Source organism: Proteobacteria bacterium CG1_02_64_396 (assembly GCA_001872725.1).
Taxonomy (GTDB): domain Bacteria; phylum Pseudomonadota; class MNWR01; order CG1-02-64-396; family CG1-02-64-396; genus CG1-02-64-396.
In genome coordinates, this window is sequence record MNWR01000015.1 from 66,604 (window position 1) to 85,671 (window position 19,068).

Consider the following 19,068-nt stretch of genomic DNA (forward strand, 5'->3'; position numbering starts at 1 on the left):
TAGCTTCAGTTGGAACAAAGCCGTGCCGCAATCGATGTCATCACATCAAGATCGGCGGGGGGAACAAGGTAGCTTGAAAACGCTTCCGGATGAACCCATTGCACATCGTCGTGTACGTGCAGTTGGATCGGCATGTCGGGATTGAGGTTGTCGATCCAAAACAAAAGCAGCACCACATGCCGATCATCGTATCGATGCTCTACGAATCGCCAAGCCTGGGTCGAATCGATGGCCAGGTTCAGCTCCAACTCCTCGATCAGTTCCCTCTGCAAGGCCTGGGCCACGCTTTCGCCCAAAGCCACCTTCCCCCCCGGTAATTCGTAGTGGCCCGGCAGATGCCCCCCTTCAGGGCGCCGGGCCAGCAAAACCCGTCCGCGGGTGTCGACCAACACCGCAGCGGCAACCCATAACGTGGGGAAAGCCGCATCAGGAGCGGTAATCGGCATTGATCTTGATGTAGTCGTAACTCAGATCGGTGCTGCGCTTGAGAGCACGACCGCGGCCAACCCCAAGATCGATGGCGATGTCGACCTCCTGCGCTTTAAACACCTCGGCCCCTTGCTCCTCACGGTAGTCGGGATGGCGTTGCCCTTCGACCACTACCGGATAGGGGCCCAGATAAATCGAGACCCGTTCCCATTCAAGCTCGGGATCGGCCCGGCCGATGGCCCCGGCGATCCGGCCCCAGTTGGGGTCGGCGCCGAACAGAGCGGTCTTGACCAAGGGGGAGGTCGCCACCGTGTCGGCCACCTTTTTGGCGTGGGTGTCGTCGCGGGCCCCCTCGACCTGGATGTTCATAATCCGGGTGACCCCCTCGCCGTCGCGCAGGATGGCATCGGCCAGCTGCTTGCAGATCTCAAGCAGCGCCCCTTCAAGCATCTCTTTATCGCGGGGTTCGACCGCCACCCGTCCGGTCGCCACTGCAAACACACAATCGTTGGTCGAGGTGTCACCGTCGACCGAGATGGTGTTGAAGCTCTCTTCGACGCTGCGGCGCAGCATGGCCGACAGGGTCGTCTCGTCGAGGTCGGCGTCGGTGCCAATAAAACCCAGCATAGTGGCCATGTTGGGGTGGATCATCCCTGAGCCCTTGGCGATGCCGGTGAAGGTGGCGCTGCCGCCGCTGGGCAGATCAACCGTTAGGCTCGCCCCCTTGGCGAAGATGTCGGTGGTCATGATGGCCCGGGCCGCGTCTTCCCAACGCGTTTCGCCCCGATCGGCAAAAGCGGCATCGATGCCTGGCAGCAGTCTTTCCATGGGTAGAAGCTCGCCGATCACCCCGGTCGAAGCGGCGAGGATCGCCTGTCCCTCTTCCAATCCAACCGCCTGTCCCAATCGCGACGCACAGGTCGCAACATCCTCCATGCCCCGGTTGCCGGTGCAGGCGTTGGCATTGCCGCTGTTGACCACCAACGCGCGGAAGGGGAGCCCTTTTCGCGCTTCGCTCCAGCGCACCGGGGCGGCCCGGCTGCCGGAGAGGGTGAAAGCTCCGGCCCAGACACAGGGGGTCTCGGCCACCAAGACGGCGACATCGGGACGCAACCTGGTCGGGTTTTTCACCCCGACCGAGGCGATGCCCCAGCTAAGACCGGCAATGGGTTGAAGATCGGGCAGTTGGGTAGGACCGATGGGCATGATGGGATCAAGCCGCCTTTCCGTGACAATGTTTGAACTTTTTACCCGAACCGCAGGGGCAGGGATCGTTGCGCCCGATTTTGTCGCTGCGTACCACCGGGTGCTGTTTTTCGATTCCGTCGGCGTCCGGGGTGCCCGGTAAGTCGGGGCGAATGCCGGCCAAGCGGGCCCGTTCCGCATCGGCCTTGGCCTGAGCTTCGGCCATCGCCGCAACATCGGGGGGGGAGACCTTCAGGTGGTGCAACACCGCGACCACCTCGCTGCGCACCCGATCCAGGAATTGCTGGAAGAGCAGGAACGACTCTTTCTTGTACTCCCGCTTGGGATCCTGCTGGGCATATCCGCGCAGGTGAATCCCCTCGCGCAGGTGGTCCATGGTCAGCAGATGATCCTTCCACAGGCCGTCGAGCACCTGCAAAAGCACCATCCGCTCGACTTGCCGCAGACTTTCGCTGCCCGCTTGCCCCTCAAGGCCGAGGTAGTTGCTGCGGGCCGCCTCAAGAATGTTGCGGCGGATGTCGTCCCATTCCGATTCCCCATCGGTCACCCATGTCTGAATCGGCAGATCGAGGTCGAGAATGCGCTGGAACTCGGCGGTCGCCGCGGCGACCTCCCACATTTCGGGGTGAACGGTGGGGGGAAGATGTAGGTTGAGAATCTGGTCGACGGTGTCTTCCCGCATCGACTCGATGTAGTCGGAGACATCGGCGGCGTCCATGACCTCACGGCGCTGACTGTAGACCACCTTGCGCTGCTCATTCATGACGTCGTCGTAGTCGAGCAGTTGTTTGCGGATGTCGAAGTTGCGCCCCTCGACCTTCTTTTGGGCCATCTCGATCGATTTGGTCAGCCAGGGGTGAACCAGCGCCTCGCCGGGTTGCATCCCCATGCGGACCATGATTTTGTCCATCCGCTCCGAGCCGAAAATCCGCATCAGATCGTCGGTCAGGGCGATGTAAAAGCGGGACGAACCGGGATCGCCCTGGCGTCCGGCACGACCGCGCAGCTGGTTGTCGATACGCCGCGATTCGTGGCGTTCGGTGCCGATAATGCGCAGACCCCCCGCCAGCATGACCTCCTCTTTTTCGGTAATGCATTCCTGGCGTAGCACCTCGAATTTGGTTTCGCGCTCCTGACCTTCGAGATCGGGAAACTCCATCAGCAAGCGCATCTCGGGGTTGCCCCCTAGCACGATATCGGTACCGCGCCCAGCCATGTTGGTGGCGATGGTGACCGCCCCCTTGCGCCCCGCCTGCGCGACGATGAAGGCCTCACGCTCGTGTTGTTTGGCGTTGAGCACCTCGTGGGCGACCTTGGCCTGGGCCAGGGCCTTGGCGAGCATTTCCGATTTTTCGATGGAGACGGTGCCAACCAGGACCGGCTGTCCCTTTTCGTGGCAGGCGCGGATGTCTTCGATGATCGCGGCGAATTTGTCGTCGAGGTTTCGGTAGACCACGTCGGCTTGGTCGATCCGTTGTACCGGTCGGTTGGGGGGCATGACCACCACCGAAAGTTCGTAAATCTTATGGAACTCCACCGCTTCGGTGTCGGCGGTGCCGGTCATCCCCGCCAGCTTGTCGTACATCCGGAAGTAGTTCTGGAAGGTGATCGAGGCCAGGGTCTGGTTCTCGTTCTGGATGGCGACCTTCTCCTTGGCCTCTAAGGCTTGGTGCAACCCGTCGGAGTAGCGCCGCCCCGGCATCATGCGGCCGGTAAATTCGTCGATGATGACTACCTCGCCATTGCGCACGATGTAGTCCACATCCCGCTTGAACATCTGGTGGGCTCGCAGCGCCTGATTGACGTGGTGGACCATCTCGACGTTGGCAAGATCGTAGAGATTGTCGAGCCCAAGCAATCGCTCAACCTTTTCGTTGCCCTCCTCAGTGAGGACCACCGTCTTGCTCTTTTCGTCGACGGTGTAGTCCTCGGCGGTGAGATCGGCAATCAGGTTGTCGGCTAGGGCGTATTTATCGGTACGGTCTTCGGTGGGGCCCGAAATAATCAGGGGGGTTCGGGCTTCGTCGATCAGGATCGAGTCGACTTCGTCGACGATGGCGAAGTGCAGGGGGCGTTGCACCAGATCCTCGGCGCGGAACTTCATGTTGTCGCGCAGATAGTCAAAGCCGTATTCGTTGTTGGTGCCGTAGGTAATGTCGGAACCGTAGGCGATCTGCCGCTCTTTCTCGTCCATACCGTGGACGATGATGCCGACGCTCATGCCAAGAAAGCGGTAGATCTGCCCCATCCATTCGGCATCACGGCGGGCCAGGTAATCGTTGACCGTGACGACATGGACTCCTTTGCCGGTCAGGGCATTGAGGTAAACCGGTAGGGTGGCGACCAGGGTTTTGCCCTCGCCGGTTTTCATTTCGGCGATTTTGCCTTCGTGCAGGACAACGCCGCCCATCAACTGAACGTCGAAATGGCGCATCCCCAAAACCCGCTTGCCCGCCTCACGCACAGTAGCGAAAGCCTCGGGCAGGAGGTCGTCGAGCTTTTCCCCTTGTTCCAGCCGTTGCCTGAAGAGCGCGGTTTGCGCGGTGAGTTGTTCGTCGCTTTTACCCTGCATCTGCTCTTCTAGAGCGTTGACACGTTGGACGGTCTTCTTCAAACGTTTGATTTCACGATCGTTTTTGCTACCAACAATCTTGCGGACGAGGGTGCCGATCACTCGGGCCTCCTATCTTGAACCCCGACGGGGATGTGTTGATGGGGGAGAGAGCCCCATGTTTCGGAGCTGTATTAAAGAAAAACCCTGGGGAAAATCCCAGGGTTATCTCAAAACAAATGACGGATCGGTAGGATCAGTTCTTGGCTTGTCGCAGGTAGGGCATCGGGTTGACCGCCCGTCCTCCGTGCAACACCTCGAAATGGATATGGGGGCCGGTGGAATGTCCGGTTGAGCCGACGGCGGCGATCTGCTCCCCAGCAGCTACCCGCTGACCCACCTTGACCAGAATCTTCGAGTTGTGGCCGTAACGGGTTTTTAATCCGCCGCCATGGTCAATTTCGACCAGAAATCCGTAACCGTAGCGAGGGCCAGCGTAGGTGACGATGCCATCGGCCGAGGCGCGCACCGAGGCGCCCAGATGATTGGCGATGTCGACCCCGAAGTGGTAACCGTCGCTACCGTCGAAAGGGGAGATGCGGTGGCCGAAGGGGCTGGAGACATATCCACCATCTGTGGGCCAACGTCCTGGCTGGGTCGATTGCCGCAGCTGGTCGACCTCTAAGAAGGTGCCAAGCAGGTCGATTTGCTCGCTTACGGCCTGAGTGCGGGTAAGAAGATCGTTCAGGGCTGAGGGGAGGGCGCTGGCCAGAGAATCGGTGGTGTTGATGCTGGGCAGGTTGGGGCCGCCGACCGCCGGTTCGGTGGAGAAATCGAACTCCCCCTCTTCAAGTCCCGCCACGTCGACCAGTCGGGATCCAAACGATTCCATGCGCGCAAGGCGGGCTTGAGCCTGCCCAACCTCCCGGGCCAACGATTCGACGATGGCATGGTGCTGCCCCTGCTCTGCCGACAGCTTGTGGTCGAGCTCGGCGATGCGGATGCGGGCCCGCTCGATTTCGGCAACCAGAGTGCTACTCGCTTCGTATGACTGGTCGAGGCGATTCATTTGATGAATGCCCCAGCCGCCGATGCCAAGTGTCAACATGGCCAGTGCCAAACCACCGCCGAGACCCCAGCGGATGACCTGCCGGGTTAGGATAAAGGTCCGAGCCTGACCGCGCCCATCGGATGGAGCGATCATGACAGACCAGTTGTTGAGCCATCGATGCATGAAGGTCCTCGAACAATTCAATCTTCAGCTTTTACCCAAGGCATTCGATCCAAGCGCCCGAAAAAACGGGGGTTACTATCATGGAACACCCCTTTTTGCAATGTGGGCAGGGTCACTGGTTTGGGTCAAACCATGGCAAAAGAGCCCCCAACAGGGGGGCAAGACCTTCGCGCTCAGGGGCCGAAACCGGGAATGCTCCGGCCCCACCCCTGGAACGGATCTCGGCATCGAGACGGCGGCTGGCTCCCATCCATTGATTGCGGGAGAGTTTGTCAATCTTGGTTAACGCCACCAGCCACTGGCAGGGGATGTTGCGCAGATCGAGAAGATCGATGAGCTGATAGTCCATGGGAAGAAGCCCGCGGCGGGCGTCGACCACCAAAACCAATCCGGTCAGGGGTGGGCGCTCGATTAAATAATCGGCCATGACCCGCCCCCAGGCCTCCTTCATCTTGATGCCCACCTTGGCAAAACCGTAGCCGGGAAGATCGACCAGCCGCCCTTGCAAGCCGGGAACCGAAAAAAAGTTGATGGCCTGGGTGCGTCCCGGGGTTCGAGAGGTTCGCACCAGCCCCTTCTGCTCGCACAAGGCGTTGATGAGGGTCGATTTACCCGAATTGGAGCGTCCGGCAAAGGCGATCTCAGGCCCCTCCTGCGGAGGAAACGGGGGGCGGGGATGGGAAGCCAGAAACTGTGCGCGGCGTAGGGGGTTGGGAGGTGTCATGGTTTTTGGCGCCAGGTCATGCTGCTCGATTCGTAGCGTGGGCAGGAGGTTGTCTTGTATGGTCGCAGCTTGTGCACGGTAGCGTTTATTGCCCCCGTTTTGGAGCGTTCATGTCCGATCCTCATTTCAGTGCCGACACCATCGTTACCTGGCTAACCGACCACCCCGAGGTCGCTCAAGAGGTGGCAGTGCGGTTGATGCCCTCGGGGGGGGGGAAGGTGGTCAGCATACAGGACAGCCTCAACCGGCGTCTCCAGCAAGAAAGCCGAAAACTAAGGGATCAGCTGCACAGTATTTTGCAACAGGCCAGGCGCAACGAGGCGATTCAGCGTCGTTTCGAAAGCATTGAGCAGGGGCTGTCGCAAACCCGGGGGCTCGATGCCCTACTCGGCTACATCCTGTTCAGTTTCGAATCGGCCTTCGATTTAAAAACGGTTTCGATCACCCTGATCGATCCCCCCTCCCTGTTGCAGGCCTATCTGCAAGAAGATGGTCATCGCCGGGTTTTGTGCCGCGCCCGCCGGGAGTTTGAGGTTCTGGGCCCGGGCCGGATGTTGGAACGGACGGTATTGATGAGCGAGCCCCAGATTTCGGTGCTGAAACTGTTGTTCCCCGATTGGACCGGTGTGGCGAGCTTGGCGGTATTGCCATTGCGGGTAGAAGACCGGCTGATCGGTACCATCAACTTGGGCAGCCCCGATCCCGACCATTACATCCCCGATCAGGGCAGCGAAATGCTGGACCGGATCGGGCAACTGATTGCTCTGGCGCTCGATCATGCTTTGGTTCAGGAGCAGTTGATCCAGCGCCACCTCATTGATCCGGTCTCCCATCTGGTGAACCGGCAGTTTTTGGATTGGGTTTTCCCTTGCGAAACCAGTCGCTGGCGCCGGGAGGGATTTCATCTGGGACTGGCGATCCTCGACATGGACCGCTTTGAGCCCTTCAACCAACGTTGGGGCGAGGCAGAGGGCGATCAGATGTTGCGTCGGATCATCGAGCAACTGCTAGCGTTGACGACACCGACCGAATGGTTGGTGCGGATGTCGGGGCAGCGCTTTGCCGTGTTGTTTGTCGACCACGAGGCCGAGGCGATGACCCAGTTGCTGCAAGAGGGGATCAAGGCCATTGCCGCCATTGGATCCCAACATCCCGGCGCGCCCCGTTTGACCGCCTCGGCGGGGTTATCGCTGTTGCAGGATCAAGAGGATCTCGACGAGTGGATCCGTCGGACCGAAGAGGGTCTGTATCTGGCCAAGACCCTCGGCGGCGACCGAATCGAATGGGCCTAAAGAGCCACCGCTTCGATTCGGTCCACCGCCCAAAGTCAGCGACGGTCCGGGCCGTCGGGAACGTTCTCTAGAAGAGCCAGGAACGGTTCGTGTAAAACGCCGTTGCTGGCAATCAGGTGGGGCCGTTTGGTCCGGGCCTGATTTAGAATGAGGTCGACATCCTTCCGACCCGAGCAACGCCCCCCCGCCTCCTCCACAATCAAAATCCCCGCCGCGTAATCCCATTCATTCTTCGGGACCAGTGTTAGGAAGGTATCCGAGCGTCCAGCTGCCAGCCATGCCAGCTTGACGGCGATGGAGCCGGCGAAGATGGGGGTGAGGGTCGCCTCCAGGGGGGTGAAGAGCCCCTTTTTGGCTTCACTTCGGGAGAACAGGCAGGTTGACCCCGCCAGTTCGGCACGCGCCGAAACCTGGATGGGCTGATCGTTGAGCCAGGCTCCTGCCCCTTTATGAGCGTGAAAAAGCTCGTCGGTAGCAGGATTGAAAACAGCCCCAATCACAGGTTGGCCTCGTTGGGCCAAGGCGATGGAAACACCATATTCGGGAATTTGTTGGGTGAATTCCTTGGTGCCGTCGATGGGATCAACAATCCAGACCAGCTCTTTGTCGAGCCGACCGGTATCGTCGGCGGTCTCTTCGGAAAGCCATCCCGCTTCCGGCAGTAATGCGCCGAGCGCCTCATGTAGAAAGCGGTCGACCGCCAGATCGGCCAGGGTCAGGGGATCCTTGCCCGCCTCGTCTTTGTGGCTGACCCCCATGTCGTCGGGGTGTGCGTAACTCTGCACGATGGCACCGGCCTGGCGGATGATGGGGAGCAACTGCTGATGGATGGCGTGGAGATCAAGCATGGCGTCCTCGGTCGACAAAAAAAGGGGGGAGCCGACGAGCGTCGGCTCCCCCCTGAAGGTTCAAGCTAGATGTTTAGTGCTTCACATCGGCCCAGACGGCCCGTTTCCACTGCCAAGCCAGTAGAGTGAAGATGAACAGGAAACCCAACACCCATTTGCCCATCGATTGGCGGGTGAATTGAGCTGGCTCGCCTACGTAGGACAAGAAGGCAGTTACGTCGTTGGCCTCTTGCTCCAACGAGGCTGGGGTCTCGTCGCCGTTAAGGTATTCAAAATCGGCATAGGTGATGTCATCGCCGAACAACGGTTGGGGCATGGCGATGTTGTGGCCGAGGAAATAGGCGTTGAAGTTATTCCCCGAAAACTCGGCCGGAGCCTCGGTGAAGCCATTGAGAAGCGAGAAGACATAGTCCTCATTCCCATGACGGGCCCGGGTGATCAGCGACAGGTCGGGCGGAATCTTGCCATAGGAGTCTTTGGCGTCGGCCGGTTGCAGGTCGGTGATCAAGCCATCGTTCATCGCGTTCATTGCAAAGTTGTTGCGGATGGCGTCGACCTGTTCGCGGCTCAGATTGAAGGGTTCTTCCAAAAGGTTGCGCCACTTCAGGTATTTGGCCGAATGGCAGCTCATACAAACGTTGGTAAACACCGCCAGCCCACGTTTGATGCTCTGCTCGGACATATCGTTATTCGCTTGCAGCAATTCGATGTGCCCCTCCGCGGCCATGGCGCTGGGCGCAACGGCAACCGCAAAGGCGAGGGCAATCGCATGAATCAGTCGTTTCATGTCAAAGATTCTCCCTTGGCTTATGCGCTGGTCGCCGGTTTATCATCGCTCTTGCTGATCCACGGCAGGGCAATGAAGAAACCGAAGTAGTAGGCGGTGCACAGGCGGCCCAGCATGGTCAGGGTTTCGGTGGGGGGATTCAGACCGCAGTAACCGAGCAGAACCACAGCCACGAACCACAGGGCCAGGGCAATGCGGAAGACCGGACGGCGACGGCCCGAACGCTCCTTGGCCCGATCCAACCAGGGCAGCAGGAAGAGCACGGCCAGCGAGGCGCCCATGGCGATCACCCCGATCAGCTTCCAGGGGAAGGAGCGCAGGATGGCGTACCAGGGGGTCAGGTACCAAAGGGGTTTAATCTCGGCTGGGGTTTGCATCGGGTTGGCGGGGACGAAGTTGTCCACCTCCATGAAATAACCCCAACCTGTCGGGTTGTAGAAGATGAAGTAGCAATAACCGATCAGGAAGACGCCGAGCCCGAACAAATCCTTGATCGTGTAGTAAGGGTGCAAGGGAACGGTGCGGCCGGTTTTCTCCAGCTCTTTGAATTCGACCCCGTCGGGATTGTTGGAGTGGACCATATGCAACGCCTGCATATGGACGCCCACAACGGCGAAGAGCAGGAAGGGGAAGAGGTAGTGCAGTGAGAAGAAGCGGTTCAAGGTCGGATCGTCGACACCGAAGCCGCCGCGCAGCAACTCAACCAGAAAATCGCCGATATAAGGCAGCGCCCCGAACAGATTGGTGATGACCGCCGCCCCCCAGAACGACATCTGGCCCCAGGGGAGCAGGTAACCGAAGAAGGCAGTTCCCTGCATGATCAGCAGGATCACCACCCCAACGATCCACAGCAGCTCGCGCGGTGCCTTGTAGGAGCCGTAGTACATGTTGCGGCCGATGTGCATGTAGATGACAACGAAGAAGGCAGAGGCGCCGATGGCATGCATGTAGCGCAGCAGCCAGCCGTAGTTGACCTCGCGCATGATGCGCTCGACCGAGTCGAAGGCGATGGCCGCGTCAGGCTTGTAATACATCGCCAAAAAAATCCCGGTGACGACCTGAATGATCAGAACAAAAATGGCCAGAGAGCCAAAGTTCCACATGTAACTCAGGTTGTTGGGGGCAGGATATTCGGTGGCTTGGGAGCGGATCATATCGCCCACCCCCATCCGTTTGTCGACCCACTTAAACAGCGGGGTTTCCATGATTTTATCGATCATGGGTTTCTCCTATCTGGGACTGAAATCGTGAGAACTGGATCTTGGGGATCAGCCGATGAGGACGGTGGTGTCGCTCATGAACGCATACTTCATGATCTGAAGGTTGCGCGGTGCTGGGGAGCCTTCAATCACACGGCCCGCTAAGTCGTACTTGGAGCCGTGGCAGGGGCAATGCCAGCCGCCTTGCCAGTTCCCGCCCATTTCGGGGTCGCCAATCTCGGGTTTGAAGAGAGGAACGCAGCCCAGATGAGTGCAAACGGCGGAACTGATGTACCACTCGGGGCGTTGAGCGCGATAGGCCTTGACCTTCTCGTCGCCCGACAGGAACCACTCGGGGTTGTCTCCCCCCTCGGGTTCGTCGCTCATGGGGTCTTTCAGGTCGGTCCGAGCGTCCAATGTGCCGAGCATCTCCTCGGTGCGATGGACGATGAAGACCGGCTTTCCCTGCCAGGGGACCACGATCATTTGCCCCAACTCAACCAGACCGATCTCCACCTCGGTGGTGGACATAGCCAGTGTGTCCTTGGCCGATTGCATCGACCGGACGAAGGGGAAGGCCGTGGCGGCAGCCCCGGCGATGCCCACCGCACTGGTGGCCACCGCGAGGAACCTTCTCCGACCGGGATTAGGTGCCTGTTGCGACATAGGAATGACTCCTCTCCTGGGTTTTAGCCCGCCGCATCGAGGGCAATGCGGCAAAGGATATGCGCCGTTCTTACTCTGTTTTTGATTTGTGACGGCTGGGTGATGCAGGTCGGATGACCCACAATTCGATGTGATGCAAATGGCCTCGCCGTTTCGGAACGATTGCCCGCTAACCCCAAGCCCAACCATCCCCCTCCCGAAGCGACCGAAGGGGACGATTATTAGAAGACTTGATGGGCGGGTTCAATGTTTTTCTGGCCACTTACCATCCCATCGGTAGTGTTTCACTCATTTAGAACATAAGCATATTAGGAAACTCGAAACAACCAAAAAGACCGCATTTTTAATGATGATAATCGTCCTGGGCTCTTTTCGACTCGGCGTCTCATTCTTCATAAATAGTCTGTTTTTGGGGGGTCTTGACAGCCTTCTGGGGCCTCCGTAGTCTTCCGGCCCTTTTGGAGCTAGGCCGAAGTGGTGGAATTGGTAGACACGCCATCTTGAGGTGGTGGTGGGTTCGCTCGTGCCGGTTCGAGTCCGGCCTTCGGCACCATCCAGAAGGTTCAACGGGTCCAACCCGTTTACAGAGAACCCCGCAGACTTCCCAGTCTTGCGGGGTTTTTTGTTTTAACTCAGACCAATCGGCATCGCCGGTTGGATGTTCCTGCGTGGATCCCCACTCGCGGGTGGATTACCCTATCGCCCGGCGAACGATACGAAGGAACAGATGCCTCACCGCCGCCAACGGTAGCGAGGTGATCGATCAGCGATACGAGAGAGGGCGGGGCATGACCGGAAAAGTCGGCATCATCGGTGGCGGCAACATGGCTGAAGCCATCATCTGTGGCCTTTTGAACAAGCGGGTCCTGACCCCCGAGCAGATCATCGTCAACGAAATCATCCCCGACCGCCGCAACCATCTGCGCAAGCAATACGGGATCGACGTACCCCACACCATCGGCAAGTGGGTGGGGGAGGTCGACTTGGTCATGGTGGCGGTCAAGCCGCAGCAGGTCCCCACCGTGATGAAGAGCCTCAGCCACCGGGTGAGTGATGGCCAGACCCTGGTCTCCATCGCCGCCGGTATGCCGGTCGACCGGATGCGCGGCGATCTGGGTCGTCCTCAGCAGCCCTTCATTCGGGTTATGCCCAACACCCCCGCGTTGGTGGGTGAGGGGATGAGCGTCATGTTCGCAAGTAAAGAGGTGACTGCCGCTGTCAAAGCCCAGGTCACCGCTTTGCTGCAGGGGATCGGCAAGGTTGCCGAGGTCGAATATGAAGGGTTGATGGATGCGGTGACGGCGGTGTCGGGCAGCGGACCTGCTTTTGTGTTTATGATGATCGAGGCGCTGGCTGATGCCGGGGTGCGCGAGGGGTTGTCGCGGGAGATGGCCCTTCTACTGGCCAACCAAACCGTGCTGGGCTCGGCCAAGATGGTGCAAGAGACCGGGCGTTCCCCAGGGTTGTTGCGCGAGCAGGTGACCAGCCCCGCCGGAACCACCGCCGAGGGGATTGCCGCCCTTGAGGCCTTTGGACTGCGCCACGCGATTTTCGAGGCGGTTCGGGCAACGAAAAACCGTTCCATCGAACTGGCCAAGGGTTAAGCCATGTTTCTGATCGCCAATCTGCTTGACGCTCTGGCCTCGATTCTTGAACTGGCCTTGACGATGTACATGTGGCTGCTCATCGGGCGGGCGATCCTCAGCTGGGTGCAGCCCGACCCCTACAACCCCATCGTGCGCTTTCTTTTTCAGACCACCGAGCCGGTGTTGGCGCCGATCCGCCGTCGCCTGCCGGTGGTGAGCGGTCTGGATTTCTCGGTGTTGGCGGTCATCTTCGCGATCATCTTTTTGCAAAGTGCGGTGATGCGCTCCCTGCACCAATTTGCTTACAACCTGGGGCATTGAGGACGATGTCGGTCCAACGCAACCCCGATGGCAGCGTCACCCTGGTGGTGCATGCTCAGCCGGGGGCCAAACGGACCGAGCTGGCCGGGTTGCACGGTGAGGCCGTGAAGATCCGGGTCGCCTCCCCGCCGGTGGACGGCAAGGCCAACGCCGCGTTGATCGCCTTCCTGGCCAAGCTTCTAGGGGTGCGAAAGGGTGATGTGATCCAGACTGCGGGGCAGACCTCGCGCGAAAAGCGTTTTCGCATCGAAGGGGTCGACGATGGGGCGTTGATCTGTTTTCAAAACGCTTTAAGCGGGCTCGAAATATGAGGGCCTCGCGCTTCGGCCTCATCGCTTGGCGCCGGTTGTTGCGACGCCTGGGCGAACGCCGTCTGACAGCGGCGCTGCTGCTCTGTTTGCTTGGCAGCACTTGGTTTTCGGGCGCTCTGAGCCACACCCATCCGGTCGATACCAGCGATGCCGGGTGCTGGGTTGAACAGCTTCAAGCCCACGTCGGCCCCACCCCGGTTGTTGCCCCTTTGGCGCTGGCCCCTGTGGCCCCGCCGATTCAAAACGACCTTCCCTGCGTTGCTCTGCCTCGCATTCGGCATGGGGCCACCCCCTATCGCTCCCGCGCACCGCCCGCCTCTTCCTGAGATTTTCCACTGAAAACGCCACCGCCCCTGGGTAATGCCCGTGGGGCGGTCCGTCATGGGTAAAAATCCAAGCAGAGGTTTTCGATGAACAAGCTGCGTTTTGCACCAGCCATCCGGCTGGCGTTGGTGTGCGCCGTGGGGGCCATGGGTACCCAGGCGGGCGCCTCCTCTTTGCAAGTGACCGACAACCGCATGAACCCCGCCGTCTCCCTGATCGTTTGGGGGCAGTACAGCCAGGCCAGTCATAACCAACCCTTGACCCTGCCCGGCATGCCGCTGGGGGGGGAGGCGGGGGCTTGGGATCGCGGTTTCGCCCTGCGCGAGTCGGAGCTGTCGCTCTCGGCGATGGTCGACCCCCATTTTTACGCCTTTGCGGCCCTGGCCATCGCCCCGGAGGGGGGGCTTTCTGCTGAGGAGGCCTATGGCGAAACCACCGATCTGCCCGGTGGGGTGCAGCTGCGTTTTGGCCGTTTCTTCTCGGCACTGGCCTACAACAACGACCGCCACGCCCACGTCTGGTCCTTCAACGAACCCTCGCTCCCCTATCAGGCCTTTCTGGGCAATCAATACGGCGACATGGGGGTGCGCGCCGCCTGGTTGCTGCCGACTCCAGGCTACGCTGAACTTTTCGTCGAGGGGTTTTCGGGGGAGCGCTACCCGACGGCGGGTCGGGTCGGGGGGCAAGGGGCCAAGGTGGTGGCGCTGCGGCTGGGGGGCGATCTGAACGACGAAACCTCGTGGCTTGGCAATCTGGGCTACCTCGACGCCCGTAGCCAAGACCGCCTGGAGGAGAGCGATAGCCAGAGCTTCACCGGCCACGGCCACGTTGCAGCCGCCTCGCTGGTGCTGACCTGGGCCCCCGACGGCAATCCCCTGGAGCGCAACCTCAAGGTGGTGATCGAGGCGATGCAGCGCCGCGAGGCGGGTGCCAGCGTCGACGCAGCCACCGGCGGCGCCCTGGCCAGCGGCACCCGCAGCCAGACTGGGTATGCGGTCGAGGGGGTTTACCAATGGCGGCAGGGTTGGGAGGGGGGGCTGCGCTTCGATGTGGTTGGACTGGCCGAGCAGATCCCGACCGGCATGAGTGGCGGTTCAACCCCCGCCAGCCGCTTGTCGGCCATGACCACCTGGCGGGGCTCTGAGTTTTCGAAGGTGCGGCTGGAGGCGAGCCAGGAGTGGACCGGACGGGGTACCGGCGACGCCCCCAACACCCGCGTGACCCTCGATTACATGCTTTCTCTGGGCGCCCATGGCGCGCATGCCTTTTAAGGAGCGGCCATGAACAAGATTTCTTTTGTGAAGCTTGGGGCCGTGTTGGGTTTGGCCCTTTATTTCTCTAGCGCGTGGTCGGCCCCTTTGCGGGTAGCCGCCACCCTGCCCGACCTTGCCGCCCTGACCCAAGAGGTCGGGGGGGAGGCGGTCGAGGTGGTCCGCTTGACAACCCCCGCCCAGGATCCCCACCGGGTTATTGCCCGCCCCTCTCTGATTGCCAAGGTGGCCCACGCCGATGTGGTGGTGGCGGTGGGGATGGAACTGGAGAGCGGCTGGTTGCCGGTGCTGCTGCGCCAAGCCCGCAACGACCGTTTGACCCCCCAGGGAGGGTTGATCGACGCCTCCAAAGCGCCGGGTCTGACGATCTTGGGCAAACCGGCCGGTTCGGTCACCCGCGATGAGGGGGACATTCACCCCGACGGCAACCCTCACTACACCCTCGATCCCCGCGCCATGCTGCCCTTGGCCCGCCACATTGTTGCCCAGCTCAAGGAGCAACCGGGAGCCGATACGGCGACCCTCGATGCGGGGCTCGCCCGCTTCGAAACCCGCTGGGGCGCTTTTCTGGCGGGCTGGCTCAAGCGGGCGGCATTGCTCCAAGGGGCTCGGTTGGTACTCGATCACGAATCCTGGCCCTACCTGCTTGATGCGGTGGGGGCGATCGAGGCGGGGGTGTTGGAACCTAAACCGGGGATCCCCCCCACCACCCGCCATCTGGCGGAGCTGGGGACGATGCTGTCCCGCCAACCGGCACGCGCCATCGTCATCGCCGATTGGCGCAGCCCCGATGCGGCGCAGTGGTTGAGCGACCATACCGGCCTGCCAGTGGTGAAGCTGCCGACCGGCAGCGGCGAGGAGGGGCTTGAGGCCCACTTCGACGCCATCCTCAATCGCCTGCTGCAAGCTGCGGCGCGCTAAAGCGGCGGCGGTGCCAGGGATGGGGCGGGCGATCCGCCCCTTTCGTCCACGAGTCAACCTGATCCACACGAGGCACCGATGAATCTTTTGTGGCTTTTACCCGGCATCCTGGCCGGGGTTTTGGCCGCCGTCGCCCTGGTCCCTTTGGGGCGCGAGGTGCTGCGACGCGGCATCGTTTTTGTGGATTTGGCCATCGCTCAGGTCGCCGCCACGGCGGTGGTAGCGGCCCATCTGCTTGGTTGGAAGGGGGGATGGGAGGAGCAACTGGCAGCGCTGTTGGCTGCCTTGAGCGTGGCCGCCCTGGCTGGGTTGTTGGTGGAACGGCTCAAAAAAGAGGCGGAGGCCTGGATCGGGGTGATCTACGTGGCGGCGGGGGCTTTGACCTTGCTGCTGCTGGCCCACGACCCCCACGGCGCCGAGGAGGGGGTGGAGCTGCTCAGCGGCCAGATTCTCTGGGCCGGTTGGGGGCAGGCGGCCCAGGCTGCGGCGGTAGCTGGGGTGGTGGTGCTCTGGGGGGCGCGGGTCGCCGATCCTTGGCGCCGCTCCCGCCCTTTTTACCTGATTTTGGCCGCATCGGTGACGGTGCTGGTGCAGATCCTCGGGGTTTTTTTGGTTTTCGCGCTGCTCATCATGCCGGCGCTGGCGGTGGTGAAACTCAAGGCGGGGTGGTGGTGGGTTGGTAGCCTGATCGGCGGCTTGGGGGTGCTGGGGGGGATGACCGCCTCGGCCTTGGCCGACCTGCCTGCCGGCACCGCCATCGTGGTGGGATTGGCGGTGCTGGCGCCGCTGGTGCGGTTGTTCTTGCCGGTCGGTAATAGCCGAGAACCGTCAAAGATGTCGGCGTCGACTTAGGGAAACGCTGATGAAAGGCTCCTGCCTTGAATCAGCACGCTACGCAAAAATCAAAAGTAGGCGCCCTGAGGCGGCGATGGTTTTGGCTTCGCTTGCAAAATCAGCAGAGCTTCGGCGACTTAGGCCGCCTCCTACGACAGCGCTATGTTGGTGGCCCTTCCCTGGGCCGCTCGGAAGCGCGAATCAATCAGCGCTTCCTTAACCCTGAGCAAACCGGGCAATCAGGTTTTTCGCCCGCTCTTGAATCGCGGTGGGGGCGTGGTCGCTGAAGAGGTTGGAGACCACGGCGCAGGCATCGATGCCGGTGGCGGCCACTTGGCCGATGTTCTCGCCGTCGATTCCCCCGATGGCGACCACCGGCACCTTCAAGGTGGCGACCGCCTCTTTGAGCACGTCGAGGCTGATGGTGGGGGACTGGGGTTTGGTTTCGGAGGGAAACATCGAACCGAAGGCGACGTAATCGGCGCCGTCGGCCACCGCCTGTTTGGCCCGTTCTAGATCGCCGTAGCACGAGACCCCGATGATCGCCTCTTCACCGACGATTTCGCGCACTGCGTCGAGGTCGGTCGCGTCCTCCTGGCCCAGGTGAACCCCATCGGCCCCCGCCTGGCGGCAGGCCTCCGGGTCGTCGTTGACGATCAACAGGGCGCCGGCCCGGTAGGTAAAGGGTTTGAGTCGCCGCGCCAGGGCAACCCGACGGGCGGTCCCGCCGCTTTTGGTGCGGATTTGCACCGCCTTAGCCCCCCCCGCCAGGGCGGCGGCGATCTGGGTTTCGATCGAGGCGTCGGGGGTGAGCTGTTCGTCGGTGATGACGTAAAGGGGCGAGGCGAACATATGAAGCTCCGTGGTCGGGTGAAAGGTTGAACGGGGGTGCGAAGCCACGAAGGACGCGAGGTTCCCGGACCGGACTTGCCATCTTGGGCAGCATGAGGATACTGCCCGCCAACCCCCATCATCGTTCAAACCGTCTTTTTTCGCCTATTTTTTTCAGGCTTTTACCGTTTCGAAGGAGGTTCTCATGCGCCGTGTTGCCCCCGTGCTCGCCGCTTCCGCACTCCTCCTGGCCTCTTGTGGCGGCCAGGAATCCTATACCCCGGCAGCCGGGGCAGCCCCCGCACAGATCTTTGAGCAGGCCTGCGCCGCCTGCCACGGCGATAAGGGTCAGGGCAAATTCGGTCTGCTGCTTAAGATTGCCGGCCATCAAGAACAGGCCGAGGTGGTCGAGAAGATCGGCAAGGGTGGCGTGATCATGCCCGCCTTCCCCAACATCGCCTCCGATGATCGCAAGGCGGTTGCCGCCTGGTTGGCCCAGCAGTAAGCGACAACCGGTGGTTGTTGATTTCCCAAAAAGGGCGGCGCAAGCCGCCCTTTTTGCATTGAGTTTGGCATGAAGGGCGGAGCAGGTTTATGAAGCGTCGTTGGTTGGCGGCGGGGTTGGTCATGGGGTTGGCAAACGGTTGCGTGGCGGCTTCAGCGCAGGCCGACGCGTTGGGCGCCCCCGACTTTTGGCCCAGCCCCACGGGGGTTTTAGAAGACATGGGGCGGATGGTCCAGAACCCCACAACCTGGGACGAAACCGCATGGTTGTGGGCCGGGGCGGTCGGGTTGGGGACGGTCGCCCTCCATCAATACGACGGCCAAATCCGCACCTGGATTCGCAGCCACGACGGCACGCCGCAAAACGACGTCGCCCGTTTCGGTAACGCCCTGGGTGATGGCCTCAACCTCGTCCCCCTCATCGGTTTGGGGTATGTCGGCGGCTGGCTATTGGAGGACAAAACGGTCATGGGCGACGCCTTGGCGGCGGCGGAGGCTTATCTCGGCTCGGGGGTGGTGACGGTGGCGCTCAAGTCGATGACGGGCCGGGCCCGTCCCTACACCGGGCAGGGGCCCAATCGTTGGCACGGCCCTTTCCAAACCGGCAGCGACGTCACGAGTTTTCCTTCGGGCCATGCCACCAGTGTTGTTGCCATCGCCTCGGCCCTGGCGACCCGCCATCCCGACACCTGGGTTGGCCCGATCGCCTACAGTCTGGCGGCGACCACCCTTTATGCTCGTATGCATCACGACAAGCACTGGGCCTCCGACCTCCTCCCTGCGGTCGCCATCGGCTATTGGACCGGGAGGGTGGCGGGGGAGCAATCCTCATCCTCCCAAGCCCTGAGTTGGCAAGTTGCGCCCCTGCCGGGGGGGGGCGAGGCGGTCGTGATCTGGCGATGGTGAGGGGCTATCGGGATTGTAACTATTCAGCCCCTCCCATCCCCCCGGTTTTTCCCTACGGGTTTTCTTTCATAAAGAGGGGTTGGTTACCTTCGAAGAGGAGGGTCAGGGCTGGGGTGGGACCGATGCCGTGTTTGCGGCAGGTCGACAGGTAGCTGCGGATGCGGCAGAAGATATCGGCGCCCTCTTTGGAGCGGAAGCATCCTGAGATTTTCTGGTGCAGCTTGACCATACGGATGTCGTTTTCACCCTGGTTGTTGGTGAAGGGAACCAGCGGATTGTCGATGAACCGTAGGACGTCGTCCTCGAAATTGCGCAGTCGTTCG

General features: G+C 61.2%; 20 protein-coding genes, 1 tRNA gene and 1 pseudogene. 11 read left to right on the plus strand and 11 right to left on the minus strand.

Features of this window, described 5'->3' with window-relative positions:
• Positions 1–5 precede the first annotated feature (5 nt).
• The 5 genes from AUJ55_01745 to AUJ55_01765 all read right to left on the minus strand — a co-directional run bounded on the left by AUJ55_01745 (position 6) and on the right by AUJ55_01765 (position 6,144).
• Complete coding sequence (locus tag AUJ55_01745) at positions 6–446, minus strand: hypothetical protein (GenBank protein ID OIO60996.1); 441 nt, start codon at positions 444–446, stop codon at positions 6–8.
• Entirely contained in the window at positions 427–1,635 is a 1,209-nt protein-coding gene (locus tag AUJ55_01750; GenBank protein ID OIO60997.1) for a bifunctional ornithine acetyltransferase/N-acetylglutamate synthase, read from the minus strand. The genes AUJ55_01745 and AUJ55_01750 overlap by 20 nt, the downstream gene beginning before the upstream one ends.
• 7 nt (positions 1,636–1,642) lie before the next feature.
• On the minus strand, positions 1,643–4,309 hold the full coding sequence (locus AUJ55_01755; protein OIO60998.1) for a preprotein translocase subunit SecA: 2,667 nt from the start codon (positions 4,307–4,309) through the stop codon (positions 1,643–1,645).
• 133 nt (positions 4,310–4,442) lie between these two features.
• Positions 4,443–5,390 carry a hypothetical protein gene (locus AUJ55_01760; protein OIO61020.1) on the minus strand — a complete coding sequence of 316 codons (948 nt, stop codon included), beginning with the start codon at positions 5,388–5,390 and terminating at the stop codon, positions 4,443–4,445.
• Between the two features lie 142 nt (positions 5,391–5,532).
• Positions 5,533–6,144: a ribosome biogenesis GTP-binding protein YsxC gene (locus AUJ55_01765; protein OIO60999.1), complete on the minus strand. Its 612-nt coding sequence runs from the start codon at positions 6,142–6,144 to the stop codon at positions 5,533–5,535.
• Positions 6,145–6,254: 110 nt separating this feature from the next.
• On the opposite strand from AUJ55_01765, the gene AUJ55_01770 reads away from it, so the two are divergent.
• Entirely contained in the window at positions 6,255–7,436 is a 1,182-nt protein-coding gene (locus AUJ55_01770; protein OIO61000.1) for a hypothetical protein, read from the plus strand.
• A gap of 35 nt (positions 7,437–7,471) precedes the next feature.
• Here the strand turns inward: AUJ55_01770 and AUJ55_01775 are convergent, their stop codons facing one another.
• The 4 genes from AUJ55_01775 to AUJ55_01790 form a co-directional block, all read right to left on the minus strand.
• Complete coding sequence (locus AUJ55_01775) at positions 7,472–8,284, minus strand: hypothetical protein (GenBank protein OIO61001.1); 813 nt, start codon at positions 8,282–8,284, stop codon at positions 7,472–7,474.
• A gap of 73 nt (positions 8,285–8,357) precedes the next feature.
• Complete coding sequence (locus AUJ55_01780; GenBank protein ID OIO61002.1) at positions 8,358–9,071, minus strand: hypothetical protein; 714 nt, start codon at positions 9,069–9,071, stop codon at positions 8,358–8,360.
• Between the two features lie 20 nt (positions 9,072–9,091).
• A complete protein-coding gene (locus tag AUJ55_01785; protein ID OIO61003.1) occupies positions 9,092–10,291 on the minus strand; it encodes a cytochrome b in 1,200 nt (399 codons plus the stop codon).
• 48 nt (positions 10,292–10,339) lie between these two features.
• Entirely contained in the window at positions 10,340–10,936 is a 597-nt protein-coding gene (locus AUJ55_01790; protein OIO61004.1) for a ubiquinol-cytochrome c reductase iron-sulfur subunit, read from the minus strand.
• 468 nt (positions 10,937–11,404) lie between these two features.
• On the opposite strand from AUJ55_01790, the gene AUJ55_01795 reads away from it, so the two are divergent.
• The 8 genes from AUJ55_01795 to AUJ55_01830 all read left to right on the plus strand — a co-directional run bounded on the left by AUJ55_01795 (position 11,405) and on the right by AUJ55_01830 (position 16,522).
• A tRNA-Leu gene (locus AUJ55_01795) sits at positions 11,405–11,489 on the plus strand.
• 235 nt (positions 11,490–11,724) lie between these two features.
• Positions 11,725–12,540: a pyrroline-5-carboxylate reductase gene (locus AUJ55_01800; GenBank protein OIO61005.1), complete on the plus strand. Its 816-nt coding sequence runs from the start codon at positions 11,725–11,727 to the stop codon at positions 12,538–12,540.
• A 3-nt stretch (positions 12,541–12,543) separates the two neighbouring features.
• Positions 12,544–12,843 carry a hypothetical protein gene (locus AUJ55_01805; GenBank protein OIO61006.1) on the plus strand — a complete coding sequence of 100 codons (300 nt, stop codon included), beginning with the start codon at positions 12,544–12,546 and terminating at the stop codon, positions 12,841–12,843.
• A gap of 5 nt (positions 12,844–12,848) precedes the next feature.
• Positions 12,849–13,154, plus strand: a complete 306-nt coding sequence (locus AUJ55_01810; GenBank protein ID OIO61007.1) for a YggU family protein — start codon at positions 12,849–12,851, stop codon at positions 13,152–13,154.
• Positions 13,151–13,480 carry a hypothetical protein gene (locus tag AUJ55_01815; protein ID OIO61008.1) on the plus strand — a complete coding sequence of 110 codons (330 nt, stop codon included), beginning with the start codon at positions 13,151–13,153 and terminating at the stop codon, positions 13,478–13,480. The genes AUJ55_01810 and AUJ55_01815 overlap by 4 nt, the downstream gene beginning before the upstream one ends.
• An 84-nt stretch (positions 13,481–13,564) precedes the next feature.
• Positions 13,565–14,749, plus strand: coding sequence for a hypothetical protein (locus AUJ55_01820; GenBank protein ID OIO61009.1), 1,185 nt, complete (start codon positions 13,565–13,567; stop codon positions 14,747–14,749).
• A gap of 9 nt (positions 14,750–14,758) precedes the next feature.
• A complete protein-coding gene (locus AUJ55_01825) occupies positions 14,759–15,670 on the plus strand; it encodes a hypothetical protein (protein OIO61010.1) in 912 nt (303 codons plus the stop codon).
• Between the two features lie 78 nt (positions 15,671–15,748).
• Positions 15,749–16,522 (plus strand): hypothetical protein, encoded by a 774-nt coding sequence (locus AUJ55_01830; GenBank protein ID OIO61011.1) that lies wholly within the window; start codon positions 15,749–15,751, stop codon positions 16,520–16,522.
• A gap of 198 nt (positions 16,523–16,720) precedes the next feature.
• Here the strand turns inward: AUJ55_01830 and AUJ55_01835 are convergent, their stop codons facing one another.
• A complete protein-coding gene (locus AUJ55_01835) occupies positions 16,721–17,356 on the minus strand; it encodes a thiamine-phosphate diphosphorylase (GenBank protein OIO61012.1) in 636 nt (211 codons plus the stop codon).
• A gap of 184 nt (positions 17,357–17,540) precedes the next feature.
• On the opposite strand from AUJ55_01835, the gene AUJ55_01840 reads away from it, so the two are divergent.
• Positions 17,541–17,840, plus strand: a complete 300-nt coding sequence (locus AUJ55_01840; GenBank protein ID OIO61013.1) for a cytochrome C — start codon at positions 17,541–17,543, stop codon at positions 17,838–17,840.
• An 89-nt stretch (positions 17,841–17,929) separates the two neighbouring features.
• On the plus strand, positions 17,930–18,745 hold the full coding sequence (locus AUJ55_01845) for a hypothetical protein (protein ID OIO61014.1): 816 nt from the start codon (positions 17,930–17,932) through the stop codon (positions 18,743–18,745).
• A 52-nt stretch (positions 18,746–18,797) separates the two neighbouring features.
• On the opposite strand, the pseudogene AUJ55_01850 reads toward AUJ55_01845, so the two are convergent.
• Positions 18,798–19,068 (minus strand): annotated as a pseudogene (locus tag AUJ55_01850) (hypothetical protein).